The following is a 26,797-nucleotide window of genomic DNA, read 5'->3' on the forward strand; positions in this document are numbered from 1 at the left end:
CCGTTGTCACCCGTCTGCTGACAAAACCTTAGTTTTGACTGATGAAAGCCATTTTCCCCGTTCAAAACAGCTGAATTTTGCCTTCTCCACAGCTTGGTCATCTGTTTTGACTAGCTTGTCATTTCATAGTTGAGCACTGGTTGCTGCAACCGCTAGTCTGCGCTGAATGAAAATACAAAAGGACTCTGTGCTGATGTTACAAATCAAAGCGTTATGCAAAACCTATCCGGATAGCACAGCAGCCTTACAGCAACTGAATTTGACTGCTGAACGTGGCATGTTTGGTTTGTTGGGCCCGAATGGAGCTGGTAAATCATCTTTGTTACGAACTATAGCAACCTTGCAGCAGCCCGATAGCGGTGAGCTTCGGTTTGATGGCATTGATCTGCGACAACAACCTACAGAACTCAGGCGGCAGCTAGGCTATTTGCCACAACAATTTGGTGTTTATCCGCATATGTCCTGCCGTGCTTTGCTGGAGCATATGGCCATTCTGAAGGGAGTTGTGCATAAAGCATCCCGCCAGCAGCAAATAAACCAGTTGCTTGAGTTGACCAACTTAACTGCCTTTGCTGACAAAGCCGTGGCAAACTTTTCCGGTGGTATGCGCCAACGTTTTGGTATTGCTCAGGCCTTGTTAGGCGATCCGGCCCTTATCGTTTTGGATGAACCCACAGCGGGTTTAGATCCTGAAGAGCGTCAGCGTTTGCATAATTTGCTGGTCGGCGTCAGTAAAAACCGTCTGGTGCTGTTGTCGACCCATATAGTCGAAGACATAGAGCAGCTCTGTTCACAAGTGGCCATTTTGCAGGCCGGACGCATTCTGGTGCAGGGCGATACCGAAGCCTTGATCCAACCGTTACAGGGCAAGGTATGGCTGGCCTATGGCGAAGACAGTGCTTTGCCTGCTTCGGCCACCCTATTGAGCAGCACTTATCAGCGTGGTGTGTTACTGCAGCGTTTTTATCATGAAGAGTCGCAACAGCCACTTTTCCAACATGCTGTAGCCAGTTTGCAGGACAGATACTTTTTGGAGTTGCAGCAGCAACGGGAGGCGAAGCAGTGATCTGGCCTCTTATTGTCAATGAGTTGAAGTTTTATCAACGTCAGCCCCTGTGCTGGCTTGCTATGGCGCTGAGTTGCGCTTTTGTTTTTCTGCTCACTAGTGGCTCCAGCGGCGAACAAAACCCGTTAAAACAACTGTTGTTTGCTTGTTCTGCTTTAGCCATGCTGGTGCTGCCACTGCTCACAGGGGCTTTAGCTCCTTTGGCTTTTTTACGTGAACAGCAAAGTGGTATGACGGAATTAATAAGGGCCACCCCTGTCAATCATTTGAACTGGTGTTTAAGCCGAACTGTGGGTCTTCTGTTGCTGTGTATAGCTATGACTCTGCTGTTATCTGGCGTCTTGCTGCTTGGACTCTGGCGTGTCGATGCTGTGCCTTTTGACCAGCGGTTGATCGGGACTTTTCTGGCTATTTTTCTGTTGCAGTATTTGCCTGGGTTGTTGCTGCTTTGTGTGTTGCAGTTGTGGCTCAGCTTAAAATTTGGCTCTGTTATTTTGCTTTATGTGGCGGCCATACTGCTGTGGGCAGGTTATATGGCACTGGCTGCAGCTACAGGGTCACCTTTAATGGCGAATAGCCAAATTGTTGCGCCCTGGTTATGGCAACTAATGCTGTATAGCGATTTCTATGCAATTACTCCGCTGCTGCAACAATTTATGACGGGGCAACAAAGCCTGCAACTGGATCTTAGTTTCATAGTGAACAGGCTGGTATTACTCAGCGCTTCGGCTTTGCTGTTGTGGTCAGCACTCCAAATGAAAACCTTGGATGCAGCTGCGGCCACAAGTGTTCTGAAGCCAGCGATTTTAGCCAAAGACAGTACAGCTTCAAACCACAGATCTTTTCAGGCAGTGTCAGTGCAAAACTCAGGGTTTGATGCTGTATCGCCCCTGCGGCTGTTATGGCAACTGAGTCTGGTGAATAGTCGGCAGTTAATACTGCATCCTGGCAGTTGGCTGAGCTTGCTTGGGCTGGCAGCACTGGCCTTTAGCGAAGTGGTTTCAGGTGTGGATTATGCCGAAGTGATGTCGGTACTTAGTCCTACTAGCCGCGACGCCTTAAATCAGGTGATGTGGGATCTGGTGCCGCGTTTTGGTGCTTTGCTGGTGGTCTTCTGGAGTACCAAGCTATGCTGGTTGAATAAAAGCTGTCAGATGCATGAGCTGATTGCCAGTACGGCGGTGTCAGGGCGGATGTTGCTGCTCAGTCAGTTCATCTGCCTGACGGTGCTGTTGCTGGTTTTTATGGCTCTGATGCTGAGCGCTGTGATGGTGGCGCAGCTGTTCGTTACATCAGCGCCGCTGCAATGGTCTGAGTATTTGCTGCAGGCAGGTTATCAGTGGGTTCCGCTCTGGTTGCTGATGCTGTTATGTGTATCCTTACATAGCCTGTGTCGCAATGCGTTGCTGGCTCTGGTACTGATTGCTTTGGTGTTGGCACTGAACATGTCTCCTTTGCCCGCTATGGCAGGGCTGCAACACCCGCTGTGGTTGCTGTTCACTACACCTTTGCATGCTGCGGATGAGCTCTGGGGTTATCAAAGCAGCAGTGCTGGCTTCTGGCCTTTTACTGTGTTCTGGTTTTTGCTGGCGCTGATTGTATTGGTTCTTGCCCTGGCTTTTTATCATAGAGGCACAGGCTTTAGTGGCCCGGTTTTGCGCGCCGGATCCACGCCAAAACTCATCTTTGTCGTGCTGCTATTACTGATAGGGGGGAGTTGGCAGGGCTGGCAGTTGGATCAGCAGCTCAGCGCAGAGCAGCCGTTGATGCATTCCTCCGAGAGGTTGCAATGGCGTGCCGACTACGAAACAGAGTATCAACACTGGCAATATAAACCACAGCCTGTGGTGACGGCTGTGTATTCTGAAGTGGACTTTGAGCCTAAAGCACAGAGTGCAAAGTTAAAGCTGGTATTTACTTTAAGCAACACCACGGCAAAGCCTATTCAGCAGGTGTTAGTGGGGCAACATTGGGCTTATCCGCTGCAACAGATTGAAATGACTGGCGCTGAACTCAGTGGCGAAAACAGGCCGCTTGGGCAGCGGGAGTTCACTTTCACTAGCCCGCTGTTACCTGGGCAACACCGCAGTTTAACTGTGCAGCTGCAACTGAAACAAAAAGGGCTTTGGCCTGCGGCTATGCACCAGCTGATCCGGCCCGACTTTAGTTATTTACGTTCTGTGCCTTTGTTTCCTGCGGTAGGTTTTGTGCCTGAATACAGGATCAGAGACAACGGCACCAGAGCACAATATGGCCTGCCTGAACTAACAGAGTCGAAGCCTTCTGAAGCTTCTACGGCACATGCCGCTTATCAATGGGTCAACATGGAGTCGGTGATTTCAGTACCTGTTGGCCAACAAGCCATAGCGCAGGGCGCATTGGTGAAACAATGGCAGCAGGATGGCCGCAGTTTTTTCCACTACAAAACCAGTCAACCTCTTCGTGCTATCAGTGCTTTTGTGGTGGTGCCATGGCCAGCAATACAGGTTCAGCATGGCAAAGTACTGCTGGAGATGTACGTGCCAGAGCAGAATCAGTCGACCGAGCTGACCATGCTGGCGATGCAGCAGACATTAAGCTGGTTTGAACAACAGATCAGCCCCTATAGTGGTGAAGTATTGCGGTTGGTCAGCATGCCGGAACTGGATTCCGGCGGCACTGGTTATGCTTTGCCACAGCTGGTGTTGATTAATCACAAAGTAGGAGTGCGGGCAAGACAAGCCGCTGATGCTGGTTTTAGTCAGGTGTATCGCCGGGCTGTGCATGAAGTGGCCCACCAGTGGTTTGGCCATGATGTGGGCAATGGAGTACCCGGTGATGGTACTTTTTTGGTGGAGTCTTTGGCTAAGTATGTTGAGCTGGTGCTGATTGAACAACACTTTGGCCGAGATGTTATGCAAGCATTGGTGGACTATGAAAAAGAGCGATTTGCCTGGGCCCAGGCCCGCAGTAAGTCACAGCCGTCATCTTTAATCGACTCGGATGAATCTTTTGATCAGTATTCCCGCGCTACCTTAGTTTTTGCCAGACTCAGAGCAGAACTGGGTGATAAGCGCATCACGGCTGCGTTGCGTCAGCTCTGGTTGAAACATGGTTATCCGAACACTCCGGCCAGCTCGATGGATTTTGTCCGTCAGTTAAAAGCGCTGAGCCCTGCCGAACAGCACACACTGATAGACCAGTTACTGCTGAGCGAAAAGGTCGAAGGGCTGTTGTAATCACCAAGCCTGAAGGTGTGGGCGTTAAAGAGCAGAGTTCAGTTGCTTTCGTAGCTGAACCAGCTCTTGCTTGAGCGCCTGCATTTCAGTGTCTGCCATACCGGACTTTAAACTGATATGGCGGTTTACCTGCACTTTTTCGGCCGCTGTGGCACGCATAGCCCAGCCAGACTGAGTTAAACGTATTTCCAGTGCACGCTCGTTCTTAGGATTACGGCTGCGCTGCAATAAGCCCATTTTTTCCATACGTTTCAGCACCGGAGTGAGAGCTCCGGATGCTATCTGCAGTTGTTCGCCAATTTGCTGCAATTCCAGCGCATCGTTTTGCCACAAAATCAGCATTACTAAATACTGAGGGTAAGTCAGGCCCAACTTTTCCAGCAACGGCTTATAGACTTTGGTCATCGCCAATGAGGTGGAATAAAGGGCAAAACAAAGTTGCTGATCCAGATGCAATAAAGCCTCTTCGGGGGGTAGCTCTTTGTTGTTGGTTAAAAAAGTCATAAAACACTCCGCATGAAAGTCTGTTCGGTTTAAAAGAAAACTACCTGTACTTCCTTGTGGAACCGGGTTTTGCCGTGATAAAAAAAGCCTCCCACAGGAGGCTTTGGGTTCAGTAACTTTTAGTTCAGGTGCTTTTTCAGCGCCTGACCTGCCTGGTCCATCGCGGCTTGTGTACCTGGTACATCGGCCAGCACGTTCAGCAAACCGAAGTCGTGGATCATGCCGTTGTAGCGCACTGAAGTCACAGTTACACCAGCAGCATCCAGTTTGTTGGCATAAGCTTCACCTTCGTCACGCAGTACATCTAAAGCTGCGGTTTGTACCAGCGCTGGTGGTAAACCTTTTAACTGGTCTATGCTGGCACGCAGTGGTGAGGCATAAATCTCATTACGCTCTGCAGGGTTAGTGGTGTAGTTATCCCAGAACCACTGCATCATGTTTTTGGTCAGGAAGTAGCCGTCTGCAAACTGGTTGTACGACGTATTCTCAAAGTTCGCATCAGTCACAGGCCATAACAGCAACTGGAATTTCAGTGCTGGTGTGCCCGCTTCTTTGGCTTTTAACGCGACGACTGCCGCCATATTGCCACCGACACTGTTACCTGCGACCGCTAAACGTGAGCTGTCGATATTCAGTTCTTTACCATGTTCAGCCACCCATTTGGTTGCAGCATAAGCCTGATTAATAGCCGTTGGGTATTTGGCTTCTGGTGATGGCGTGTAATCCACATACACAGCAGCTGCACCAGAGCGGCTGACTAAATCACGGATTAAACGCTCGTGGGTTGGGAAATCACCTAACACCCAGCCACCACCGTGGAAGAACATAAAGGCAGGTAATACGCCTTTGCTGCCAGCAGGACGAACCACCACCAGCTTTAATGGTTTGCCATCAATCGTGATGGTTTTTTCACTGACATCAGCAGCGGGTAATTTGGCACCGGCCTGAGCGCCAGTTAATACAGCGCGGGCATCTTTAGGCGACAGTTGCTCTAAAGGTTTGCCACCGCCCTGAGCCAGAGCATTTAAAAAGCCCTGAGTTTGTTGTTCGACACCTGGACCACCAGCGGCGAATGCACTGTTGATACCTAAAGCAATGACTGTTAAACCTACAATTTTACGAAATGTGTTCATGTTAATCTCCTCGCCGCAGCGGTTATTGGGTGGCGATAACAGGATGCTTATCCATCTAACTGTTATCGCGATATGTTGATAATTAAAAAAATTTAGTTTCTTTGGTTGAGTGTTGTGCTGTTAGCTAACAATCACTAAACGCACATCAATATTGCCGCGTGTTGCGTTTGAATAAGGACACACCTGGTGAGCTTTAGTCACTAAGTCCTGTGCTACTTCGTTGCTAACACCTGGCAGGCTGATTTGCAGTTCGATATCCAGACCAAAACCACCAGGGATTTGACCAATACCTACTTCAGCTGTAATTTTTGCATCGTTACCAATCAGCACTTTCTGTTGTGAAGCGACATATTTAATGGCACCTAAGAAACACGCTGAGTAACCGGCAGCAAATAACTGCTCAGGGTTAGTGGCTGCACCACCAGCGCCACCTAATTCTTTAGGAGTGCTTAATTTCACATCCAATACGCCGTCTGAAGACACTGAACGACCGTCACGACCTGAAGTTGAAGTTGCTACTGCTTTATAAAGTACTTGCATGATGTATTCCTCTGTTAAGTTTATTTGCGATATGTATTATCGCGATAACTGTATGGTTTAAAAAAATGGGTGAACTCACCCGGTTTTACTTCGTTTACTGCCAGTCCTTAGGACCTAATCTGTACTCTTGAAAAACTTTTCTACACTCTTTTCTACATTCTTTACTAGGTTCTGTATCCGGTCGTTTTACTGCTGTTGAATCAGCTGTTCGACCCGACTTGTGATTATATTATTGCGATAACTATTATTTCGCAAGTTTAATTTTCAATTATTTTTAATGAATTGATTAACCTTTTGATTTAATACATTTTTTATTTTTAATCTGGCGTGTAAAAGAGATGAACCTCAGTGGGGAAAGCGAAGGCTGAATTGAACATAGGCTGTAGAAGGGGGCGCTGAAGCCGCTTTTTTATGCGTGTGCCGTCTTCTCCATAAAGTTTGTCTATGATTTAGATACACCTACTACATCAAGGAGTGAGCCCCATGTCGACAGCAACTGAATTAATACTCTTTGTTCCCGGCCTCAGCGGTGCAGAAGCTGAAGCTTATCTGGATAAGTTTGTCACAGGTTTTGCCGAGCATGCCAAAGGCTCGGCGATGAATGTGGATCAAACTGAAAGTAGTGACGAAGGTCAAAGTCGCAACAGTATCCAGATTGAAACTGCCGACGGCATACACCGAATGATAGATATAGAAGTGGTGCCATGGGCTGATCTGGCGATGAAACTTAGTGCAGAAACCCCGGCAAGGAAAATAATGCGCGGCATGTCTTTATTAGGCTTTTGGGTGTTTAACCACAAAGTCTGGTCAGTGGTTTCTGGTCACAAGTACATGTTACTCGGCACAGTATTTGCCGTGCTGGTGACTATGATGTGGTATGTGGGGGTGCTGAGTATCTTTGTTTCCAGCATAGCGGCCGCACCAGAGCCCATTACCACAGAGCACAGTGATGCAGTGCAATGGCTGTTTGATTGGGGAGCTGCCTGGTTAACTCAGTTGGCTGACTGGCTAAACAGCGCCTCGTTATTTGTGCTGTCAGGTATAGCTGTCACTTTGCTGCCTGTAACCGCTATTGTTGATATAGCTTACGCCACCCAAAATTATGTACTCAACCGTAACAGCTTTTTTAATAAAGCCAGATTGCGTATGACCACAGCGTTAAACCGGGCTGCACGCGATACTAAGTATCAAAGTATCACTATTGTGGCTTACAGCTTTGGCACTGTAGTGGCAGTTGAAGCTTTACACGCCTACAAAAGCAACAAAGCCGTCAGATTAATCACGTTAGGCAGCCCACTGCTGCTGGTCTGTGCCATATCACCGCGGGTAAAAACCGCCGTGACTGGTTTAACTGAGAAAAGCCAGTTATTACAATGGGTCGACTTTTATTCAGAACAAGACTGGTTATGCAGTCGTTCACCGCTTGAAGAAGGGGATAAATTCAGCAGTTTCGAGCTCACTGCCACAGTGGCTTTTGACGAGAAAGTAAAAGGACTCAGCCATGAGCTGTATTTCACCGAGTCAGATGTAATGGATAAGGTTTTGGCGGGGTAGGGCATACAGGCAAAAATGCTCTACAGCTCATTAAACCATGTGTTTTTATCACCCCTTTTTCTTAGCCCTGGGATGCGCATTGTCATACACTTTGGCGAGTTGCTGGAAATCCAGGTGGGTGTAAACCTGAGTGGTATTTAGGTTGGCGTGGCCAAGTAGTTCCTGCACGGCGCGCAGGTCTGAGCTGGATTCGAGCATATGAGTGGCGAAGGAGTGACGTAGCATATGCGGGTGCAAATGCTGGGCTAAACCCTGACGCTCCGACCAGAGTTTGACGCGTTGTTGCACTTGTCTGTTGCTGATACGGTTTTTTTGTTTGCTTAAAAACAACGCCTCTGGATCTGCGCCGACGTAAGCATTTCGTACTTTCAGCCAGTCTTTAATAGCCGCCACAGCCATACGGCCTATAGGTAGAACCCGTTGTTTATTGCCTTTACCGCGCACCCGTATTAAGGCTTCGGACCAATCAATGTCCTGCAGGTTGGCGCTGACCAGTTCGTCCAGTCGTAAACCCGATGAGTAAAATAACTCCAGAATAGCTTTGTCACGGCAGGCGAGGGCATCTTCACTGGTGTCAAAATCAAGCAGATGATTCACTTGATCGACATCGAGGTTTTTTGGCAAAGGTTTGTCAAATTTGGGCACTTGTAAATACGACGCCGGGTTTTCTTTTAGTTTGCCTTGTTGCACCAGATAACGGTAAAAGCTGCGCAAAGACGCCACTCTTAGCGCTAAGCTGCGGGCTTTTAAGCTTTTGCGGCACGAAGATATATGCAATTGCAGCTGGGTTTCCGTTAGATCGACCCAATGGCTGGCCTGTTCTGCCTCCTGGCTGGCAACAGCAGAAAGCTGCAATTGATAGCTGCTTAGCGTTTTGTCGCTGTAACCCCGTTCATGCTTTAAATAAGCCAGGAAAGCCGACAAGTCGGCTTGCCAATGATCTAGTTCAGCAGGCAGTTTCACGGTTCAGATAGCAGTGGGTAAAACGGCCAACACCAGCTTCGCCAGATGGTCCAAAAATAAGGTATCCATGCCTGGCTGGAAATGCTCGTCTGAGTCGCTGCCAAAGGCCAGCAGGAACTGTTGGTCTTCCGATAGCTTTAACAGCTGCAAGGAGACAGAATGAATATGAGGTTCAAACAGTGCTGACATTTCGTCGCGGTTCATCCGGCCAAAATAGTAAGTTTTACCACTTAAACGGCGCTGCAATATCAGCTGTAACTGTGCGACCTGATCGGTTTTTTGCTGCAAATCGACTAACACACAACTTTGTACATGCGGCATTTGGGCGGTAAAAGCCTGAAGGGCTTCTAACAATGCAGTTTGATCAGCGGCTTTTAATAACTGTAAGTGCAGATCGTTCAGTGCATAAAAAATCTGTTCGTTCTGGCGGGCTATGCCCATCAGGCGAGTGATGTCGTCTTCTAAGGAGCGGATTTTTTCGCGCTGTAATTCCAACTGACGTTCCACTAAAGACACCACACCTCGTTGCTGGTGCGGTAAACGTAAACGGCTTACCAGCTCCGGATGTTCAAGAAAAAATTCAGGATGATCATAGAGATAGTCAACAATCAGGCTGGCTTCGGCCAGTTCAGGGTTCACCAGTGCTGTATCGAGAGGAAGGTCGCTCATAAGAATAATTGTCCATCAAAAACATGTTCGGCTGGCCCTGTCATTTTGACGGGTTGGCCAGGCCCTTGCCAGCGGATCTGCAAAGAGCCGCCTGGTAAATCTACCCTTACCTGGGTTTGTAATTTTTTCTGCATCTGACCAATAACTGCAGCAGCGCAAGCGCCTGTACCACAAGCCAGAGTCTCACCTGCGCCACGTTCCCATACCCTTAATTTGACATGAGAAGGCGACAGCACCTGCATAAAACCTATATTGGCGCGCTCAGGGAAGCGTTCGTGATTTTCAAAAACCGGCCCCCACTGATGCACCGGGGCCGTCTGAATATCATCGACCAGTATCACCGCATGCGGATTGCCCATCGACACCACACCACATAAAGTCGTTGCGTCTTCACTATGCAAAATATAGTTCAGCTCTTGCTTCTGTGCTTTAAAAGGCACTTTGGCCGGATCAAACTGCGGCACGCCCATATTGACCGTAACCTGACCATCCTGCTCTATATACAAAGTGATTTTGCCGGACTTGGTGCTGACCGCAATTTTGTATTTATTAGTCAGGCCTTTATGCCGGACAAACTTAGCAAAACAGCGTGCACCATTGCCGCATTGTTCAACTTCAGAACCATCGGCATTAAAGATACGGTAATGAAAATCCAGATCCGGATCGTAAGGTGGTTCCACCATCAGCAACTGGTCAAAACCTACACCAAAGTTGCGGTCGGCCAGCTTTTTGATTTGTTCTTTGGTTAAGAACACATTTTGGCTGACGGCGTCTATCACCATAAAGTCATTGCCCAAACCGTGCATTTTTGAGAAATGCACTAAGGTTTGGTTGTTACGATCTTTAAATTTATTGTCTGGGATCATTCAGGGTACCAACTGTTCACCGCGCCACAGGTCCTGCCATTGCTCACGCTGGCGGACTAAATAGCTGCGGTCACCGTCCACCAGCACTTCTGCGGCTCTGGGTCTGCTGTTGTAGTTGGAACTCATGGTAAAACCATAAGCGCCTGCTGAGCGCACCACCAGTAAATCACCTGGCTCCAGCGCTAAAGCGCGGTCTTTACCAAGGAAATCACCTGTTTCACAGACCGGACCTACCACATCGTAAGTCACAGCAGGAATTTCAGGTTTTTGCCGCACAGCAATAATAGATTGCCATGCACTGTAAAGTGCCGGGCGAATTAAGTCGTTCATAGCAGCATCAACAATAGCAAAATGCTTTTCCTGACCCGGCTTTAGATATTCCACTTTGGTCAGTAGTACACCGGCGTTGGCCATAATGGCGCGGCCCGGTTCAAAAATCAGTGACAGTTGTGGATAAGCCGCCAGTTTTTCTACCACTTTGGCTGCGTATTCAGCAGGATGTGGCGGAGTTTCGCCATCATAAGGCACACCTAAACCGCCACCTATATCGATATGGCTTAAATGGATACCCACTGCAGCTAATTTATCGATCAGCGCCAGTAACTTATCTAAGGCATCTAAAAATGGCTGGGTTTCGGTCAGTTGTGAACCGATATGACAATCCACACCACAAACGTTTAAATGCGAAGCGGCATCGGCTTGCTGGTACATGGCGAGCGCGTCGTTAATGTCGATACCAAACTTATTGGCTTTTAAGCCGGTAGAAATGTAAGGATGGGTTTTGGCGTCGATATCAGGGTTCACCCGAATAGAAATAGGCGCAATGATATTCAGGCGGCTGGCCACTTGCTGAATACGTTCCAGCTCGGGAATAGATTCGACGTTAAAACACTTGATGCCGGTTTGCAGCGCAAACTCAATTTCGGTGACAGACTTACCTACACCAGAGAACACCACTTTTTTTGCATCGCCACCGGCTTGCAATACACGGCGTAATTCACCTTCAGAAACTATATCAAAACCACTGCCAAGGCGAGCCAAAAGGTTTAATAGGGCTATATTGCTGTTGGCTTTAACGGCGTAACAAACTAATAAGTCACGGCTGGGTGCAGCTTCAGCAAAAGCTTTGTAATGGCGCTCAATGGTCGCGCGGGAATAGACATAAGTTGGCGTGCCAAATTCTGCGGCAATATCGGCTAACGCAACGCCTTCGGCAAATAAGTTCTGATCCTGATAATTAAAGTAATCCACTACTGTTCCTTTGAAACTACTGGCTGATCGGCTGGCGCTGGTTGTTCTGCCGGCGCTTTATTGGGTTGTGGGGTTTGAGGCAATGTTAAAGGACCTTTTTGGCCACAGGCCAGTAACCATTGGCTGAGCAACAGGATGCACACCAGTCTTTGTCGCTTTGTATTCATGGTTTTTATTTCATTAATTATTTTGCGCTCTATAATCGCATCCTTAACAGCAAAAGCAAACAGGTGAAACCGATGAATGACGTAGAATATGACGAACTGACCGATCAGGTGCTGCTTGCGGTGGAAGATGCGATAGAAGCATTGGACCTGGATCTGGATTATGAGTCGAACGGTGGCTTGTTAAGCATCAGCTTTGTCGATGGCAGTAAGGTGATTATTAATAAGCAACCTCCACTGCATCAGCTGTGGGTCGCGACTAAATTTAATGGCCACCATTTTGAATTAAAAGACGGTGTCTGGATTGATAACAGAACAGGTGCTGAGTTCTGGGCACTCATTTCCGATGCCTTTAGTAAACAGTCTGGTCAAAACGTAGTACTTGCCGATAACTCATGAGTGATGCGGTCAGTAAACAAAATAAATAGAGAAATACAATGGCGTTACTTCCTTTTGTCGATGTAAAACCCGCAGGTCAGGCTGATGCCGCTGTAGTCTGGTTACATGGTTTAGGCGATTCGGGTGATGGTTTTGCACCTATAGTGCCGGAATTACGTTTGCCAAAAAGCTCTGGCATCCGGTTTTTATTCCCTCATGCACCTGTGCGTCCTATCACTATCAACGGTGGTATGCAGATGCGCGGTTGGTACGATATTAAAACCTGGGATTTAAACGACAGAGCAGACGAAACCGGGGTGCGTGAATCGGCCACTGCAGTCACAGCCTTACTGGACAAACTGATTGAGCAGGGCATCCCGGCCAATCGTATTCTGTTGGCGGGTTTTAGTCAGGGTGGTGTGATTGCCTTACACTTACTGCCTCGTTTGCCTTATAAACTGGCTGGTGTGATGGCGCTTTCTACTTATATGGCTGTGCCGGGCAAATTAAAAGAAGAAATGACAGGCGCTAACAAAAGCACAGCTGTGTTGGTGAATCATGGCACTCACGATGAAGTGGTGCCTTATAGTGCAGGTCAGGCTGCTTTTAATGCACTGAAATTTGCCGGTTTTACGGTGAATTGGGCCGAGTACCGTATGGGCCATAGTGTGTGCCCACAGCAAATTGCCGATATCAGTCGTTTTATTCAGCAGCAATTACCAGCACTTTAAAAATGGAACAGTCAAAGTGACAACAGCACAGGAAAAATTGGTCGTTCGGGTAAGTCTGGGTGCTGCAGCATCAGCTCCTGGCGATTTGCCTGAACCAACAACAGAGCAACACTGGCATTGGCGGCGTATTGCCGGTGCAGTATTGACGCTTTGTGCTGCTGCTCTGCTGTTGTATGGCTGGCTAAATGTTGAGTCACCTGATGCCGTCATTAGTTCTGTGGCTGAAACGGCCCCAGTTGTGATCACTGCTGAATCTATTGAAGCCGCCACACCTGAACTGGTGCTGGAAGCTGTGCAGCAAAACCCTGAACCAGAGCCTGTACCCATTAAAGCGGTAAACACTGAAACTGCTGCGCCAGAAGTCAAACCAGCAGACATTCCAGCGTTATCCGATGCTACTGTGACACCACAGCCCGCTGTTGCTGAAACAGCTTTAGTTGCAGAAACTCCGGCAGAAGCAGGTGCACCATTATTTAGTGCAGACACTGGAGTATTAAGACTGGCCTTGTTGACCAACGAAACGCCTTCAGCCAAAGCCCGCAGCCTGGGTGAACAGATTGACGCAGCTACAGTTCCACAGCTGGCGTTGTATTCTGAAGTCAAAGGTTTAAATGGTCAGAACATAGAACATCTTTGGTATTACGAAGGCAAACTGATGACCCGCATTAAACTGCCGGTCAAACTGGATTACTGGCGTACCTACAGCAGAAAAGAATTCGACGCGGGCCAAAAAGGCGAATGGCGGGTCGAAATCCTTGATCCACAACAAAATCTGCTGTTTAGCCATCACTTTCATTACCATTAAAGACTATACTAAGCGGCATTTTCAGGCAGACCAGCCTTTATCATCATTTCGCTGCTGCTGTTTCCGCTGTGTTAAGGAGTACCTATGAACCTTGTCCGCATTGCCACCCGTAAAAGTGCTTTAGCTTTATGGCAAGCCAATTTTGTCAAAGCTGAACTCGAAGCTGCCCACCCAGGTTTACAGGTTGAGCTAGTGCCTATGTCGACTCAGGGCGATAAAATTCTGGACACTCCTTTAGCCAAAATTGGTGGTAAAGGCTTGTTTGTCAAAGAGCTGGAAACCGCCATGCTGGAAGGCCGTGCTGATATAGCAGTCCACAGCATGAAAGATGTACCGGTCGATTTTCCTGAAGGTTTGATGCTGCATACCATTTGCCAGCGTGAAGACCCACGTGATGCTTTTGTCTCCAACACCTTTCAACAGCTTGCTGATTTACCCCAAGGGGCTGTAGTCGGAACTTCCAGTTTACGTCGCCAGTGCCAAATCAAAGCCATGCGACCAGATTTACAGATCAAAGACTTACGTGGCAACGTCAACACCCGTCTGGCAAAACTGGACGCGGGTGAGTTTGACGCCATTATTCTGGCTTCTGCTGGTTTAATACGTTTAGGTTTTGAAGCCCGTATTGCCAGCTTTCTGGAGGTTGGCACCAGTTTGCCGGCCAATGGTCAGGGCGCTGTAGGTATTGAATGCCGTAGCGATGATTTTGTGGTTCAACAGCTATTAGCGCCGCTGGAACATCAGGAAACCCGTATTTGTGTGTTGGCCGAACGGGCGATGAACCGCAAGCTGCAGGGCGGTTGTCAGGTGCCTATTGGTGCTTTTGCTGTGCTTCAGCACAATGAACTTTGGCTGCGTGGTTTGGTCGGACAGTTGGATGGTTCTGAAATTTTACGTTCAGAAATCAAAGGGGACGCTACTCAAGCAGAGCAGTTGGGGACTCAACTGGCTGAACAATTACTGGCGTTAGGCGCAGATCGCATTTTAGATGCGGTCTACCGTCAGGCCTGATTGGCGTGACGACTCCACTGCTGGATCCTTTGTGCCCGGTACTGATAACCAGACCTGCGGGCAAGGCGGATCAGTTGCTGGCCAGTTTAGATGAACTGGCTATTCCCTATTTATACCAACCTTTGATCACCACCCAGTTAGTGCCGTTAAAAGCCAAGGCTGGCACTATGCTGGAACAGGCTGATCAGGTGATTTTTGTCAGCGTCAGCGCGGTCAGCTGCTTGCAGCAACAATACGATTGCAGGAAGATCACTGCGCCTTTAGTGGCTGTCGGAACTACGACAGCCACAGTGCTGGAGAAATGCAGTGGCCGCGAAGTACTGGTGCCGCAGGATCAGCGTAGTGAGGGGTTATTGGCTTTACCTCAGCTACAGGATGTAGCTGACAAACATATTGTGATAGTGCGGGGAAACGCAGGCCGCGAGCTGATTAAAAAAGGCTTACAACAGCGCGGTGCTCATATTCATTATGTGCAAAGTTATCGCAGAGTGCCTTTACCCTTAGATGGACAAAGCTTGTCAGACCAGTGGCATCAGCAACATATTCAATGTATTGTGGTCACCAGTAACGAAATTTTACAGCTTATTTTTGAGTTATTGCCAAAAGAGCAACATAGCTGGTTACAGCAACAGTTATGGATAATGGTCAGCCCGCGGATGAAAGAAGCCGCTATAGAACTTGGGATCGACGGATCCCGTATTTATTTGTCAGCCAGTGCCAATGATCAGGCGTTACTGGAGGCTATTTGCCAGTTAAGAGGAACTTGTCATGACTGATACGCCGGTGGCTGTTACCGCCTCTGAATCTCCACTCTCCCAAGGTTCGGCTAAACCTGATCCGGTTAAAAAAGACCCGATTAAAAATACTCCGTTACCATCAGCTAAAACAGGCCGTGCTGTTGCATGGTTTTCTTTAATATTGAATCTGATTTTGGTCGCTGCTATTGCCGCAGCGATTTGGTGGCTATGGCCGCAGTGGACTGCGTTGCAGCAGCAACAGCAAGTATTGCAACAACAGCAACTGCAACAAACTGAACAAGGTAAACAGCAGCATCAGCAACTGACTGATCAATTACAACAGCAACTGGCATTAGTTGTTGACCAGCAAAAACAACAAGGCACTTTGGATCAACAGCAACAACAGGCCTTGCTGCAATTGCAACTGGAAAGTAAAAAACAGCTGAGTAATGGCCGTACCTGGCAGTTATGGCAAATTCAGCAGCTATTACAACTGGCCGGACAAAAAATCTGGTTAGAGCAGGACATGCCAGCGGCATTACGTTTATTGCAAGGCGCTGAACAGCAGCTGGCCTTATTGCAGGACAGCAGCATGCAGCCGTTACGTCAGGCAATTCAGACTGATTTAGCTGAACTGCAAAAAAACACCTTGCCTGATGTCGCCAAAATTCAACTGGGTTTAACTAGTTTGCGTAAAGCTGTGTTTGATTTGCCGCTACGTCAAAGTGAGCGTGAACTTGACGACGCAGAGCCCGTAGCTGCTACCAGTTCTGATTGGCAAACTACTTTACTACAGCACTGGAATTCATTCTGGAGTTCGTTAGTGCATGTGCGTCCAACTCAGCCGGAAGATTTGTCTGTGTTATCTGCAGGTGAGCAACTGAGTTTGCGTAACACCTTACAGCAACAGCTGTTGCTGGCTGAACTGGCGGCAATGAAGTATCAGAGCGAGTTGTATCAGGCTGCATTACAGCAGGCGATGGATACCTTACAGCGTTATTTTGCTGCTGTTGATCCAAAAGTCAAAGCTGCATCAGAGCAATTAGTCCAACTGGCTGCTTTGCCTGTGGCTTTCCCTGCACCTGCGGCTTTGCAATCCAGCGCCGTGCTTGATCAGGTCATGCGTCAAAGCATGGTGGAGATCAACCCATGATCCGTTTGCTGATAGTGGTTTTGCTGCTGGCTGCGGCCATGTGGCTGGGGCCATGGCTGACGCAGAATCCGGGTTATCTGATGCTGGTGCTGGGTCCATGGACAATCGAAATGACGCTGGTGGGTTTTGCCATCATTCTGTTGTTAAGCCTGAGTTTGTTATGGCTGACGTTACGAATTTTACGGCCGTTTTTGGGCTTCCGTAACTGGACTCTCAATCCGTTTCGTGGCCGTCAGCAGCGCAAAGCCCGTTTGGCTTTTGAACAAGCGGCTTTGGCCTTGGCTGCAGGTCGTTTTCAGGATGCCGAACAGTATTTTGACCGCTCTGACGCTATGCCAGAATTTACTATACTACGTCAGAGTATGGCCTGCTACGCCGCTTTGCAGGCCGGACATGCGACTAAAGCTATGCAACTGGCCGAACAGCTGGATGCAACACAAGCTCAGAGTTGTTATGTCAAAGCTGATTTATTGCTGCGCCAGAATCAGGCCAAAGCTGCGCTGGAGTTATTACAGCTTGCTATGTTGATACCAGCAGATGCGCCTTTATTAGCTCCTCTGTATTTTCAGGCCCTATTAGCTGCTGGTCATAATATTGAAGTCTTTCATACTGTACTTAAAGCCATAGAGCAAAAGTGGTTTACCAAAGCGCAGTGGCAAGCGCAGCGTTATCAGATTTATCCGCAGGCTATCCGTAATCTGGCTGCCCAGGGTGTATTTGACGAAACCAGTGAGTATTGGCTGGCGTTGCCGTCGAAAGAACGTAAGTCGATGGCTGCTGTATTAGGTCGGGTTTGGGCGAAAGTCAAAGCGGGTCAGGTAGAGCAGGCTGAAAAGCTGCTGGTTGATAACTTAGCTTACAGCGACTTGCCTTTGGCGTGGTCCGTTTTGAAACAAATTCCGTTAAAGCGGCATGTGGTATTGCTGCGTAAACAGCTGCAGCACTGGTTGCGGGATCACAAAGAAGATGCAGTGCTTTATGCGACTCTTGCTTATTGTGCTGAGCAAGACGGCGAACCTATGCAGGCCGAAATGGCCTGGCAAAAAGCTTTGCAGTATCAGCCGGGCTTAAAAACTTAATTTATGTCGTCTGAGTTATTAACAGGACTGGCACCTATTTTAGGTGTCAGGCCTCGTCTCCTGTTGCTTGGCAGTATGCCTGGTGCCGCTTCTCTTCTTGAGCAACGTTATTACGCCCATCCACGCAATTTATTCTGGCCTTTTATGCAGCAGCTGTTTGGTATTCCGGTTGAGCTTAATTATCAGCAGCGTTGTCAGTTACTGACTGAACAGGGCATAGCGCTGTGGGATGTGATAGCACACTGTGAGCGGCCGGGTAGTCTGGATAGCGCCATTAAAAAAAGCACTGTGATTTGCAATGCGATACCCCAATTGCTGGAAGCACAACCACAAATTCTAAAGGTGTGTTTTAACGGCGCCAAAGCAGCAGAAGAGTTTAAACGTCATCTGCTACCGCTGATTAAACACCGCACTGACATCGAGTATTTTCAACTGCCTTCCAGTAGCCCAGCTCATGCCAGCCAAAGCAAAGAGCAGAAGCTGGAGTTATGGGCCAAGGCTTTATTGGAATAACACTTCTAGTTCTGGCGTGGCTTCAAAACCCGCTGCTATTGCTTGATTAAAAATGGTTTTTGCTTCGTCAGTTTTCTGTTTGGTTAGCAACTCAATGGCTTGCCAGCCTAAAGCCATCGGATCTTTCTGTTGTTGCAGATAGCTAGCCCAACCTTTATCAAATTGAGCCCGCGCACGTTGAGCTTCAAGCAGGCCATTGCGGGCAGCCTGATCCAGCCAGTATTCGTCGGTCCATTCTTTAGGTCGCTGATGGAGCTGCTTAAGATACATCTTATCTTTGGCGTAAAGCGGTGCTTTGCCTGTGTTGTAGTTCAGATCCCAAGGGGCAATTTTGTAATCACCAGCCTTATTGATAAAACTCAGGGTGTCGCCTTCTGCAAAAGGAACTTCGCCGGAAAGTATGGTCAGTTGTTTAAGCTTTTTATTTGGATCTACTGTGAGCATAGCGCTGCCGTTAAAGGCTGGCATCTTAACTGCTTTGGCTTTTTCTGATTTGAAATCTGAAAGCTTCGGGAATTCTTCTGTGCTCTGCGTCAGGTCTACGGGGCCAATAGCAGCCTGATCCAAATAATTAAGCAAAATAGCATTGCTGTATTGGGAATAGGCTACTCCGGCTTGTGCTGCAGGCCATGAATCCTTAGTCAGCGAGAGCAGCAGTTTTTTCCTCCATTGATCTTGCCCATCGACATCCAAACTAAAATTCAGAGTGACAGTACGGATCGATTTAACTGAGGATGGCTGATAACGCCATTGGCGCAACGCTTGCTCTGCTGCTGCGTCAAAAACTCCGGCAGGAAAACTATGCTGGGTTTTGGCGTAAATAACCTCGCCTTGTTCATCAACAAGAAAGCGTACTACTGCAAAACCCTGAGTGCCTTTGCGGGCGGCAGTGATTGGGTATTTGGGTTCAACCCTTTCAATCACTTCAGGTAGCGTGGTGTGATCAAAAGAGGCTTTACGTTGCGCCAGCATAGTGGCATAAGAGGGCACCCGCTGGTCTTTTTGCAACAGCAGTTGTTGTTGCGCCTGCTGTTTTTGTGCTGTAGTCAGGTGCGCATTCAGAGTCTGCAAGCCAGTGCCTGCATCCGGATGGCCCAGTTCAGCGGCTATTAGAAAATAGAGGTAGGCCAACACCAGATCCTGCTCCATGCCCTGACCTTTCATCGCCATCACAGCCAGATTAAAAGCGGCCAGTTCATTGCCTAGAGGCAGCAGCCGTTCAAACTCTGCTTTAGCTTGCTGATAGTGTTGTAGCTGATACTGCTGGGCTGCCTGGTAAGTATCGGCTTGGACTAAAAATGACATCAGCAAAGCTGAACTGACTAAAAGTTGTTTTAACATCCGTTGTTCCTTTTTCTACGGCTGTATTTTTTGGTTGCGCTGCTTTTCCTCATTACTAAAGGTGGGCAGTACCGGGTATTAATCAAACAGTTCATCTAAGTTTGAACTGCTCCTGAAGCCGGCCTTTTTTGCTTTGTCAAAAGCTGCTTTCGCTTCAGGCACCTTGTTTTGGCTGAGTAGTTCAATAGCAAACCACCCTAAAGCTTCTGGATCATGTTGTTGTTGCAAGTAGTGAGCCCAGTAAGGCTGATTAACTGCTCTGGCACGTTGAGCTGTTAAATCTCCATTACGAGCTGCCTGATCCAGCCAATAATTACTGGTCCACTCCATGGGGGCCGTGAGCATGGACTCTATATGCATCTGCTCTGTGGCATAGACGACAGGCGCACTTTTACCGTAATTCAGATCCTGGGGTGTTATTTTGTACACCCCTTGAGCTAATCCTGCCATCGATTCTCCTGCACGTAACGGAACTGTACCTGTAATAGGCTGAACGCTTTGCAGTTGTTGTGTTGCATTGACAACGAGAAACGCTTCCCCCATAAAAGCGGGCATTGTATGAGATTTCCCTTCGTCGATTGCATGACTGAGATCCGCTAAAGTGGGCGGTGTTGAAATAGGCTGATTCATTAAAGCGTAGGTACGACTCTGGTTTTGCAGGTAGTCAAGCAGGCCAGCAAGAAACAGTTGTTGTCTGGCAGAACCTGCTAAAGCTCCAGGCCAGGCTTGTTGATGCAGAAGCTGGATCTGGGTGTTGCGTAACTTTTGTCGCTCAGCGGATTGGGGGTTCACCGGATCCAAAGAAAATTCCATTCGTACTGTATGAATGCTTATTACCGGTGAAGGACTGTACTTCCAGCGACGCAAGGCTATTTCGGTGGCTTTGGCGAAGGTTAGATCGGGCAAGCCATACTGTGTGTTTACATAAACAACATTGCCTTGTTGATCAACGACCAGTTTGGCTAAGGCAAAACCTGATATCCCATTTTTTGCCGCTTCCACAGGGTATTTTGGATGGTCTCTGCGCAGCGTTGTTCTGAACACCTCCTGATGGGCTGGAGCTGGTTCGTTGGCGCTGTATACCGGAATAGAATGTTGCAGCAATTGAACAGACATCCGTTGTGCCTGTTGTTGCTGTGACTCAGTGACAGTCGTACTTAGTTGTTGTAAAACATCCGCTGCTTTGACGTGCCGGAGCTGATGCGCAAATAAAAAATACGCATAGGCACGCACTGGATCTTTGGTTTCTCCTTCACCATACAATGCCATTACACCCAGGTTAAAAGCTGCTCCTGCATTACCTAGTGAGGCCAGGTGGGCAAACTCAGCTCTGGCCTGGCTATAGTTTTTTTCCTGATAGAACTTTACACTTTGTGATAAATCGGCCTGAGCTGTGATCGATACCGCCAGTACAGTCGCCATGACTAATTGTTTAAACATCCTTTGTTCCTGATTAAGCGATAATGAAGCTGTTTGATGTTACCTATTGATTTGCTTCAGGTAAATATTTTGTTACGCCAATTTGCTGCCATTAGGCACTTTTTGTTCAGGTATCGCCAATACTACAGCGCCGTCGGGTCGGTAAAACCCAGTGATCAGACATTCAGAGCGAAAAGGTCCTATTTGTTTAGTCGGGAAGTTGACTACGCCAATGACCTGCTTCCCTAGCAACTGCTCTTTGCTGTAAAGGGCCGTGATTTGAGCACTGGATTGCCTGATACCAATGTCCGCACCAAAATCTACTTTCAGCTTATAGGCCGCTTTGCGGGCTTCCGGAAAATCCGCGACTTCAATGACAGTACCCACTCTGAGTTCAACTGCACCAAAGTCTTCCCAGCTAATTAATTCCATACCAGCCACTATTTTTGTTTAACAAGTAGTTAGCTTTACATATCAGCAGTTTTGTTGTCATGAGTTTTGCGGTTAAGCGGCCGAAAGCTAATAGCAATTTGGCAGTAGTTCACTATTTCGCCTTGACAGAAAAAGCAAAAGCATAAATATTAAATTACATCGCTTATTTAGTTTTGACACTTTATGACTTCAATTCACGCTTGCTCAGTAACATTTGCCCGGACAGCAGCTCCGGCAAATCTGCATGCGTGCTCCACTGATTACCACTTATCCGAGTGGTTCGACGAATAAATATCCGCAACTAATCTGACCGAATTTTATATGCAGCTTTTCGGCTGCCTGTAAAACCATGGCCTTTTGGCCGTTTTAAATCATAAAAAGAAGCAGGAAAATAAAAATGAAAGCACCTCTCTTAGGCGTGTTGGCGCTGCTATTTAGCAGCCACAGCTTCGCTTGTTTGCAACAAGAAAGTGAAAGTAATAATACCGAAGGCACGGCTGATGGCGCCTTATGCAGTGGCACAACAGTAGCGGCCAGCATAGGCAGTAGTTCAGACCAGGATTGGTATTATTTTGATACCACAGCAACAGGAGATATCAGTGTCAGTTTAAGCCATGGCTCAGGCAAAGACTTTGACTGGTATCTGTATCGCAGCTCCGGCAGCTATATTATGTCGGGACAAAGCAGTGCCAACCCGGACAGTGGCACTTATACCGCATCACCTGCAGGGCGCCATTACATTAAAGTCACACGATACAGCGGTACTGGTACTTATCAGTTGAACGCAAACTTTGTCGGTAATACTGGGGGCGGCGGTGGCGAAAATCCACCTCCAACAGCAGGCTGTAACTATGGGGCACGACCGTCAAAACCCAGTAATTTAACCAGCTATATCACAGGCTCTGGCACCGATACTTGTGTCACCTTATCCACCCCTGCCTTGTTGTTAATGGGTGGCGGTACTGATGTGGATAATGCCTTTAGCTTAAGAGTTGGGCCACATATTCAGGGGGGCAACATTGTCGTACTGCGAACTTCGGGTACCAATGCCTACAACACTTATTTGCAAGGCTTAACCAATGCCGCTTCTGTCGAAACCATCATTGTCGACACTGTGACCAAAGCCAATACGGATTATGTCGATTGGGCTATCCGCTCTGCTGAGTTTGTCTGGTTGGCTGGTGGTGATCAGTCGGCTTATCTGAATGCCTGGAAAGGTACTAAGGTGCAAGTTGCTATTCAGCATGTGTATGACAAAGGTGGTGTAGTAGGGGGGACTTCGGCTGGTGATCACGTGTTGAGCCAGCATATTTATGATCCGGATGGTGTAGCTGGTGCTATCAGCGCTGAAGCTGTGACAGATTTCTGCCATGCAACTATTAATATCAGTACGGGCTTCCTGAACTTCCCTGCGCTACAAGGAGTGATCAACGATACTCACTTCCGTCAGCGAGATCGGATGGGACGCTCTATGGTGTTCCAGGCGAAGGTTGGAGCTGCCAGCCGAGTAGTGGCGATTTCAGAAGCGACCTCCTTGTTTGTGAACAGTGTCGGTCAAGGCATAGTAGATGGTACTAATGAGGTCTATATCCTGAAATCTGATGCTCAGACTCAGTATGTCCAAACCAGCTGTGGTCAGCCAGTGAAGGTGAATAACCTGTTGCGTTACAAACTGGTCAGTGGCGATCAGTACAATCTGATCAATAACAGTACTTCTATAGTGCCAAGCCGTATTGGTCTGGATGGTAGTAAAGCGTCTTTCTATACTCCAACCAGCCCCTATTAGTCTGGATAGCAGTAAAGCGAGTTTCTATACGCTTATCAGTCCGTATTAGACTGGATAGCAGGAAAACATGTTTCTATACATACAGCAGCCCGTACTAAAGGGTTACTTGATATAAAAAAAGCCAAGGGACTGGCTTTTTTTTCGGATTCAGATGATGGCTCTTTATTAAATAGCGATCTGGTTTGTCAGACGTGGCTCAAGACGATTTTTTAAATCCCCTTCAATCACCACAGCACGACCTGTGTTTTTATCCAGACAGACAAAAGTGATATTGGCGTCAGCCACTAAAGTGTCCGTGCCTTCCAGCCATATTTTCTGATGAATAATGGAGCTTTTGGTATTGATAGCGCTGAATTCAGTATCAATACGCAGTTGCTGGCCCATAGTGGCCTGAGCTCTGTAGTTGATATTGATATTGACGATCACCCAGGCCAAACCCAGCTGTTCGAAATGCTCTATATCGCCATGTTGTTCCAGATAACCCCAGCGGGCTTCTTCCAGAAACTCCAAATAGCGGGCGTTATTGACGTGCTGGTAACCATCCAGGTGGTAACCCCGGACTTTGATAAAAGTGTGATGTAACATAAAGCTCTCTGGTTGGACCTGTCTGGCGCCATCATGCCATAGTTTTTGTCTGGGGTTAATGAGGTTTTTGTCAGTCAAGACTGAGATTTTTTTGGCCTGTCGCTGTGGAACCAGTAGAATAAGCGCACTTTGGTTCTTTGGTGCTTTTATGCGTCTGTTACAGCAGCTCTCTGCTAAATCGTATTCCACTTTTGCCTTAGATACACAGCTTGCCGAATTGGTTGAGTTGGAGTCTTTGGTTGAATTATTGGCCTATCAGCCTGATGTCACACCTTTGCTGTTAGGTGAGGGCAGCAACAGCATTTTCCTGACCGATCAAAGTCAGACTGTTTTACGTTATTTAGCTAAAAGCCGGACTGTGCTGTCAGAAGACGACCAGAATGTACAACTGCATATAGAAGCAGGGGATAACTGGCATCAACTGGTCAGTTGGACTGTAGCTCAGGGCTGGTGGGGATTAGAGAACCTGTCTTTAATACCAGGTAGCGTAGGTGCAGCTCCGGTACAAAACATAGGTGCTTATGGTGCTGAGCTGGCCGATTGCTGTGATTATGTCGATTTTTTTCATTGGCAAAGCCGCGAAGTTCAGCGTTTAAGCAAAAGTGATTGTGGTTTTGCCTACCGTGACAGTATTTTCAAAACGGTTCTTGCCGGTCAGGGCGTCATTGTTGCTGTGGGGCTGACGCTAAAAAAACAAAGTCAGCCGAAATTAGGTTACAAAGGGCTGGAGCATTTAAACCCACAAAGTTCTGTTACTGAAGTAGCGCAAGCTGTTATTGCTGTGCGTCAGTCCAAATTGCCTGATCCAGCAATATTGCCTAACTGCGGCAGCTTTTTTAAAAACCCTGTGATCAACCACACTGTCTTTGACGCTATTCAACATTCTTATCCTGCAATGCCGTTTTATCCACAGGCTGATGGTCTGGTCAAACTGGCGGCAGGCTGGCTGATAGAACAAGTGGGTTTAAAAGGTCAGCGTATCGGTGATGTCGGCTGTTATGAAAAACAAGCGTTGGTGTTGGTGAATTTTGGTCAGGGCACAGCAACAGAGTTGCTGCAAATGATTGCGCTGATACAGCAAAAAGTTGCTGCAGAGTTTGCTGTTCAGCTCGAACCTGAGGTGCGCTTACTTGGCCAATGAACAACGTAAAACCTTGCCCCATAGCCTTATTGTACAGCGGCAACTGGTGCATTATCTCGCTGATGGCGATTTGTGTTCTGGCCAGTGGCTGGGGGAACAGTTAGGGATAAGCCGCACTGCTGTTGCCAAACATTTAGAACAATTGCAGCAGTACGGTTTGGATTTATACAAAATTAAAGGCAAAGGCTATCGCCTTGCTCAGCCTGTGCAGTTGCTGGATGCGGCATTGATTAAACAACAGCAAAAACAACTGGCACCAGTCTGGGTGCAATCTGTCACTGATTCCACCAATAGCCAGCTGATGCAAAAACTCAAAGATGGGGTAGCGCCGGAAAAAGGTGCTGTGTTGGTGGCTGAAGCTCAGACCGCAGGCCGTGGTCGGCGGGGTAAGCAGTGGTTTTCGCCTTTTGGCTGCAATTTATATTTTTCAATGTACTGGCAACTGGAGCAAGGAATTCAGGCCGCTATGGGTTTAAGTTTGGTTGTTGGTCTGGCCGTAGCAAAAGTGCTGCAACAACAATGGCAATTGCCAGTGCGGCTGAAGTGGCCAAATGACTTGTATATAGAGTATAAAAAACTCGGTGGTATTTTAGTTGAGCTGGCCGGGCAAACTCATGCCCAGTGTGATGTCGTCATAGGTTTAGGCTTAAATATCCGTATGCCGGATCACACAGATAAAGCTGTAGACCAGCCTTGGGCTGATTTAACTTCGGCTTTGGGTCAGCCCATAGATCGTAATTTGCTAGTCGCTTTGTTGCAGCATCAACTGGTGCTGGAATTACAGCATTTTAGTCAACAGGGCTTTGCGGCCTATGTGCAGGACTTTAATCTGCTGGATCAATTTGCCGGTGAGCAAGTGACGTTATCAAGTGGCAGTCAAACCATCACTGGTCTTTGTGCTGGTGTGGATGCTCAGGGTGGGCTGGTGCTGGATATCAATGGCCAGAAGCAAAGCTTTTATGGCGGTGAACTTAGCTTAAGAAAGGCGCTGTGATGGAATTATTACTGGATATAGGCAATAGCCGCAGCAAAGCCCGTTTAGCTGCTGGCGGACAACTGAGCGAAATACAGCTGGAAAACATCAGTGCAGAGCAGTGGTCGTCAATAACGGCTGTGTATTGCGCCAGTGTGGCGGCAGACAGCCGGGTGTTGGCAATACGTGAGCAAATTCCATCTGCCATTCCTTTTATCCAAATCCGCAGTGAAGCTCAGGCCTTTGGCGTTACTAATAGTTATCAGCAGCCGCATTTATTAGGTGTGGATCGCTGGCTGGCTTTAGTGGCAGCAGCAGAGTTGTACCCCAATACAGAGCTGTTAATAGCAGACGCTGGTACAGCTTTAACTATTGATTGGTTAAGTGGTGCTGGTGTGCATCAGGGTGGCTGGATTTTGGCCGGGCAAAAACTGCAGCAAGAAGCTGTGTTAAGCAAAACCGCCAAAGTATTTTCGGCGGAGTTGGAAACAGAGCAATTATGTCCGGCAACCGATACAGCCACAGCTTTGTATCAGGGCGCTATAGCTGCGTTAGTTGGGGCTATTCGTCAGGCCCATGCAATTAAACCAACACAACGGATTATCTTAACGGGTGGCGACGCGTTGCTTCTGCAAAAATACCTGACCGATCTGCCTATTCAGCTTGAACCTCAATTGATCTTTCAGGGTTTAGCCCGTTATATTCAGCCGAATTGACCATTTTGTGTACTTATTGAGCATTCAGGCCGTAATTTATAAGTTTTTTTTATTTCCTGTTGCGTGGGG

General features: G+C 47.8%; 27 protein-coding genes. 15 read left to right on the top strand and 12 right to left on the bottom strand.

What is annotated here, in order from left to right; translation table 11 throughout:
• Positions 1 to 193: 193 nt before the first annotated feature.
• Together OM978_RS01100 and OM978_RS01105 are read left to right on the top strand one after the other, a co-directional pair.
• Entirely contained in the window at positions 194 to 1,066 is an 873-nt protein-coding gene (locus OM978_RS01100) for an ABC transporter ATP-binding protein (RefSeq protein ID WP_264344816.1), read from the top strand.
• A complete protein-coding gene (locus OM978_RS01105; protein ID WP_264344818.1) occupies positions 1,063 to 4,284 on the top strand; it encodes an ABC transporter permease/M1 family aminopeptidase in 3,222 nt (1,073 codons plus the stop codon). Before OM978_RS01100 ends, OM978_RS01105 begins: the two co-directional genes overlap by 4 nt.
• 24 nt (positions 4,285 to 4,308) lie before the next feature.
• On the opposite strand, the gene OM978_RS01110 is transcribed toward OM978_RS01105, so the two are convergent.
• The 3 genes from OM978_RS01110 to OM978_RS01120 all read right to left on the bottom strand — a co-directional run bounded on the left by OM978_RS01110 (position 4,309) and on the right by OM978_RS01120 (position 6,461).
• Positions 4,309 to 4,788, bottom strand: a complete 480-nt coding sequence (locus tag OM978_RS01110; RefSeq protein WP_264344820.1) for a MarR family winged helix-turn-helix transcriptional regulator — start codon at positions 4,786 to 4,788, stop codon at positions 4,309 to 4,311.
• 119 nt (positions 4,789 to 4,907) lie between these two features.
• Positions 4,908 to 5,921, bottom strand: coding sequence for an alpha/beta hydrolase (locus OM978_RS01115; RefSeq protein WP_264344822.1), 1,014 nt, complete (start codon positions 5,919 to 5,921; stop codon positions 4,908 to 4,910).
• 120 nt (positions 5,922 to 6,041) lie between these two features.
• Positions 6,042 to 6,461: an organic hydroperoxide resistance protein gene (locus tag OM978_RS01120; protein WP_264344823.1), complete on the bottom strand. Its 420-nt coding sequence runs from the start codon at positions 6,459 to 6,461 to the stop codon at positions 6,042 to 6,044.
• Positions 6,462 to 6,944: 483 nt separating this feature from the next.
• Between OM978_RS01120 and OM978_RS01125 the strand changes: the two genes are divergently transcribed.
• On the top strand, positions 6,945 to 8,015 hold the full coding sequence (locus OM978_RS01125; protein WP_264344825.1) for a hypothetical protein: 1,071 nt from the start codon (positions 6,945 to 6,947) through the stop codon (positions 8,013 to 8,015).
• 48 nt (positions 8,016 to 8,063) lie between these two features.
• Here OM978_RS01125 and xerC read toward each other — a convergent pair whose 3' ends face one another.
• Genes xerC through lptM form a run of 5 tightly spaced genes read right to left on the bottom strand, consistent with a single transcriptional unit; the run spans position 8,064 to position 11,931 of the window.
• Complete coding sequence (gene xerC / locus OM978_RS01130; RefSeq protein ID WP_319633890.1) at positions 8,064 to 8,978, bottom strand: tyrosine recombinase XerC; 915 nt, start codon at positions 8,976 to 8,978, stop codon at positions 8,064 to 8,066.
• Positions 8,979 to 8,981: 3 nt separating this feature from the next.
• On the bottom strand, positions 8,982 to 9,647 hold the full coding sequence (locus OM978_RS01135) for a DUF484 family protein (protein ID WP_264344827.1): 666 nt from the start codon (positions 9,645 to 9,647) through the stop codon (positions 8,982 to 8,984).
• A complete protein-coding gene (gene dapF / locus OM978_RS01140; protein WP_269822977.1) occupies positions 9,644 to 10,513 on the bottom strand; it encodes a diaminopimelate epimerase in 870 nt (289 codons plus the stop codon). The genes OM978_RS01135 and dapF overlap by 4 nt, the downstream gene beginning before the upstream one ends.
• Complete coding sequence (gene lysA / locus OM978_RS01145) at positions 10,514 to 11,764, bottom strand: diaminopimelate decarboxylase (protein ID WP_264344830.1); 1,251 nt, start codon at positions 11,762 to 11,764, stop codon at positions 10,514 to 10,516. It abuts the gene before it with no gap.
• A complete protein-coding gene (gene lptM / locus OM978_RS21490; protein WP_145987571.1) occupies positions 11,764 to 11,931 on the bottom strand; it encodes an LPS translocon maturation chaperone LptM in 168 nt (55 codons plus the stop codon). The genes lysA and lptM overlap by 1 nt, the downstream gene beginning before the upstream one ends.
• Before the next feature lie 72 nt (positions 11,932 to 12,003).
• Here lptM and cyaY point away from each other — a divergent pair, with 72 nt between their 5' ends.
• The 8 genes from cyaY to OM978_RS01185 all read left to right on the top strand — a co-directional run bounded on the left by cyaY (position 12,004) and on the right by OM978_RS01185 (position 18,335).
• On the top strand, positions 12,004 to 12,327 hold the full coding sequence (gene cyaY / locus OM978_RS01150) for an iron donor protein CyaY (RefSeq protein ID WP_264344832.1): 324 nt from the start codon (positions 12,004 to 12,006) through the stop codon (positions 12,325 to 12,327).
• A 38-nt stretch (positions 12,328 to 12,365) separates the two neighbouring features.
• Positions 12,366 to 13,037: an alpha/beta hydrolase gene (locus tag OM978_RS01155; protein ID WP_264344834.1), complete on the top strand. Its 672-nt coding sequence runs from the start codon at positions 12,366 to 12,368 to the stop codon at positions 13,035 to 13,037.
• A 16-nt stretch (positions 13,038 to 13,053) separates the two neighbouring features.
• Positions 13,054 to 13,842: a DUF2914 domain-containing protein gene (locus OM978_RS01160; RefSeq protein WP_264344836.1), complete on the top strand. Its 789-nt coding sequence runs from the start codon at positions 13,054 to 13,056 to the stop codon at positions 13,840 to 13,842.
• An 84-nt stretch (positions 13,843 to 13,926) separates the two neighbouring features.
• Positions 13,927 to 14,853, top strand: a complete 927-nt coding sequence (gene hemC / locus OM978_RS01165) for a hydroxymethylbilane synthase (RefSeq protein WP_264344839.1) — start codon at positions 13,927 to 13,929, stop codon at positions 14,851 to 14,853.
• A gap of 5 nt (positions 14,854 to 14,858) precedes the next feature.
• Positions 14,859 to 15,629: a uroporphyrinogen-III synthase gene (locus tag OM978_RS01170; protein WP_264344841.1), complete on the top strand. Its 771-nt coding sequence runs from the start codon at positions 14,859 to 14,861 to the stop codon at positions 15,627 to 15,629.
• Entirely contained in the window at positions 15,622 to 16,743 is a 1,122-nt protein-coding gene (locus tag OM978_RS01175; RefSeq protein ID WP_264344843.1) for a uroporphyrinogen-III C-methyltransferase, read from the top strand. The genes OM978_RS01170 and OM978_RS01175 overlap by 8 nt, the downstream gene beginning before the upstream one ends.
• Positions 16,740 to 17,822: a heme biosynthesis HemY N-terminal domain-containing protein gene (locus OM978_RS01180; RefSeq protein ID WP_264344845.1), complete on the top strand. Its 1,083-nt coding sequence runs from the start codon at positions 16,740 to 16,742 to the stop codon at positions 17,820 to 17,822. The genes OM978_RS01175 and OM978_RS01180 overlap by 4 nt, the downstream gene beginning before the upstream one ends.
• A gap of 3 nt (positions 17,823 to 17,825) precedes the next feature.
• The gene (locus tag OM978_RS01185) at positions 17,826 to 18,335 is read left to right on the top strand and encodes a DNA-deoxyinosine glycosylase (RefSeq protein WP_264344847.1); all 510 of its coding nucleotides are present in this window, start codon (positions 17,826 to 17,828) and stop codon (positions 18,333 to 18,335) included.
• Here OM978_RS01185 and OM978_RS01190 read toward each other — a convergent pair.
• The 3 genes from OM978_RS01190 to OM978_RS01200 all read right to left on the bottom strand — a co-directional run bounded on the left by OM978_RS01190 (position 18,324) and on the right by OM978_RS01200 (position 21,527).
• On the bottom strand, positions 18,324 to 19,676 hold the full coding sequence (locus tag OM978_RS01190; protein ID WP_264344849.1) for an energy transducer TonB: 1,353 nt from the start codon (positions 19,674 to 19,676) through the stop codon (positions 18,324 to 18,326). The two genes, OM978_RS01185 and OM978_RS01190, sit on opposite strands and share 12 nt — an antisense overlap.
• A gap of 78 nt (positions 19,677 to 19,754) precedes the next feature.
• Positions 19,755 to 21,116, bottom strand: coding sequence for an energy transducer TonB (locus OM978_RS01195; protein WP_264344851.1), 1,362 nt, complete (start codon positions 21,114 to 21,116; stop codon positions 19,755 to 19,757).
• A 72-nt stretch (positions 21,117 to 21,188) separates the two neighbouring features.
• The gene (locus OM978_RS01200; protein ID WP_264344852.1) at positions 21,189 to 21,527 is read right to left on the bottom strand and encodes a tRNA-binding protein; all 339 of its coding nucleotides are present in this window, start codon (positions 21,525 to 21,527) and stop codon (positions 21,189 to 21,191) included.
• A 397-nt stretch (positions 21,528 to 21,924) separates the two neighbouring features.
• Here OM978_RS01200 and OM978_RS01205 point away from each other — a divergent pair, with 397 nt between their 5' ends.
• Positions 21,925 to 23,313 (top strand): pre-peptidase C-terminal domain-containing protein, encoded by a 1,389-nt coding sequence (locus tag OM978_RS01205; RefSeq protein WP_264344853.1) that lies wholly within the window; start codon positions 21,925 to 21,927, stop codon positions 23,311 to 23,313.
• Positions 23,314 to 23,478: 165 nt separating this feature from the next.
• On the opposite strand, the gene OM978_RS01210 is transcribed toward OM978_RS01205, so the two are convergent.
• On the bottom strand, positions 23,479 to 23,898 hold the full coding sequence (locus OM978_RS01210) for an acyl-CoA thioesterase (protein ID WP_264344855.1): 420 nt from the start codon (positions 23,896 to 23,898) through the stop codon (positions 23,479 to 23,481).
• Positions 23,899 to 24,046: 148 nt separating this feature from the next.
• Between OM978_RS01210 and murB the strand changes: the two genes are divergently transcribed.
• The 3 genes from murB to OM978_RS01225 are packed head-to-tail and all read left to right on the top strand — an operon-like array spanning position 24,047 to position 26,728.
• On the top strand, positions 24,047 to 25,039 hold the full coding sequence (murB, locus tag OM978_RS01215; RefSeq protein WP_264344857.1) for a UDP-N-acetylmuramate dehydrogenase: 993 nt from the start codon (positions 24,047 to 24,049) through the stop codon (positions 25,037 to 25,039).
• Positions 25,029 to 26,033, top strand: a complete 1,005-nt coding sequence (gene birA / locus OM978_RS01220) for a bifunctional biotin--[acetyl-CoA-carboxylase] ligase/biotin operon repressor BirA (RefSeq protein ID WP_264344859.1) — start codon at positions 25,029 to 25,031, stop codon at positions 26,031 to 26,033. The genes murB and birA overlap by 11 nt, the downstream gene beginning before the upstream one ends.
• Complete coding sequence (locus OM978_RS01225; RefSeq protein WP_264344861.1) at positions 26,033 to 26,728, top strand: type III pantothenate kinase; 696 nt, start codon at positions 26,033 to 26,035, stop codon at positions 26,726 to 26,728. The genes birA and OM978_RS01225 overlap by 1 nt, the downstream gene beginning before the upstream one ends.
• The last annotated feature ends 69 nt before the right edge of the window (positions 26,729 to 26,797 follow it).

The sequence above is a fragment of the Rheinheimera sp. MM224 genome, assembly GCF_947090785.1.
Taxonomy (GTDB): domain Bacteria; phylum Pseudomonadota; class Gammaproteobacteria; order Enterobacterales; family Alteromonadaceae; genus Pararheinheimera.

What these genes read in the sequence shown, in the direction of transcription:
- OM978_RS01100 (WP_264344816.1), top strand. Translation starts at nt 194, where the DNA reads ATGTTACAAATCAAAGCGTTATGCAAAACCTATCCGGATAGCACAGCA.
- OM978_RS01110 (WP_264344820.1), bottom strand. Translation starts at nt 4,788, where the DNA reads ATGACTTTTTTAACCAACAACAAAGAGCTACCCCCCGAAGAGGCTTTA.
- OM978_RS01115 (WP_264344822.1), bottom strand. Translation starts at nt 5,921, where the DNA reads ATGAACACATTTCGTAAAATTGTAGGTTTAACAGTCATTGCTTTAGGT.
- OM978_RS01120 (WP_264344823.1), bottom strand. Translation starts at nt 6,461, where the DNA reads ATGCAAGTACTTTATAAAGCAGTAGCAACTTCAACTTCAGGTCGTGAC.
- OM978_RS01125 (WP_264344825.1), top strand. Translation starts at nt 6,945, where the DNA reads ATGTCGACAGCAACTGAATTAATACTCTTTGTTCCCGGCCTCAGCGGT.
- OM978_RS01135 (WP_264344827.1), bottom strand. Translation starts at nt 9,647, where the DNA reads ATGAGCGACCTTCCTCTCGATACAGCACTGGTGAACCCTGAACTGGCC.
- dapF (WP_269822977.1), bottom strand. Translation starts at nt 10,513, where the DNA reads ATGATCCCAGACAATAAATTTAAAGATCGTAACAACCAAACCTTAGTG.
- lptM (WP_145987571.1), bottom strand. Translation starts at nt 11,931, where the DNA reads ATGAATACAAAGCGACAAAGACTGGTGTGCATCCTGTTGCTCAGCCAA.
- cyaY (WP_264344832.1), top strand. Translation starts at nt 12,004, where the DNA reads ATGAATGACGTAGAATATGACGAACTGACCGATCAGGTGCTGCTTGCG.
- OM978_RS01155 (WP_264344834.1), top strand. Translation starts at nt 12,366, where the DNA reads ATGGCGTTACTTCCTTTTGTCGATGTAAAACCCGCAGGTCAGGCTGAT.
- hemC (WP_264344839.1), top strand. Translation starts at nt 13,927, where the DNA reads ATGAACCTTGTCCGCATTGCCACCCGTAAAAGTGCTTTAGCTTTATGG.
- OM978_RS01175 (WP_264344843.1), top strand. Translation starts at nt 15,622, where the DNA reads ATGACTGATACGCCGGTGGCTGTTACCGCCTCTGAATCTCCACTCTCC.
- OM978_RS01180 (WP_264344845.1), top strand. Translation starts at nt 16,740, where the DNA reads ATGATCCGTTTGCTGATAGTGGTTTTGCTGCTGGCTGCGGCCATGTGG.
- OM978_RS01185 (WP_264344847.1), top strand. Translation starts at nt 17,826, where the DNA reads ATGTCGTCTGAGTTATTAACAGGACTGGCACCTATTTTAGGTGTCAGG.
- OM978_RS01190 (WP_264344849.1), bottom strand. Translation starts at nt 19,676, where the DNA reads ATGTTAAAACAACTTTTAGTCAGTTCAGCTTTGCTGATGTCATTTTTA.
- OM978_RS01195 (WP_264344851.1), bottom strand. Translation starts at nt 21,116, where the DNA reads ATGTTTAAACAATTAGTCATGGCGACTGTACTGGCGGTATCGATCACA.
- OM978_RS01200 (WP_264344852.1), bottom strand. Translation starts at nt 21,527, where the DNA reads ATGGAATTAATTAGCTGGGAAGACTTTGGTGCAGTTGAACTCAGAGTG.
- OM978_RS01205 (WP_264344853.1), top strand. Translation starts at nt 21,925, where the DNA reads ATGAAAGCACCTCTCTTAGGCGTGTTGGCGCTGCTATTTAGCAGCCAC.
- OM978_RS01210 (WP_264344855.1), bottom strand. Translation starts at nt 23,898, where the DNA reads ATGTTACATCACACTTTTATCAAAGTCCGGGGTTACCACCTGGATGGT.
- murB (WP_264344857.1), top strand. Translation starts at nt 24,047, where the DNA reads ATGCGTCTGTTACAGCAGCTCTCTGCTAAATCGTATTCCACTTTTGCC.
- OM978_RS01225 (WP_264344861.1), top strand. Translation starts at nt 26,033, where the DNA reads ATGGAATTATTACTGGATATAGGCAATAGCCGCAGCAAAGCCCGTTTA.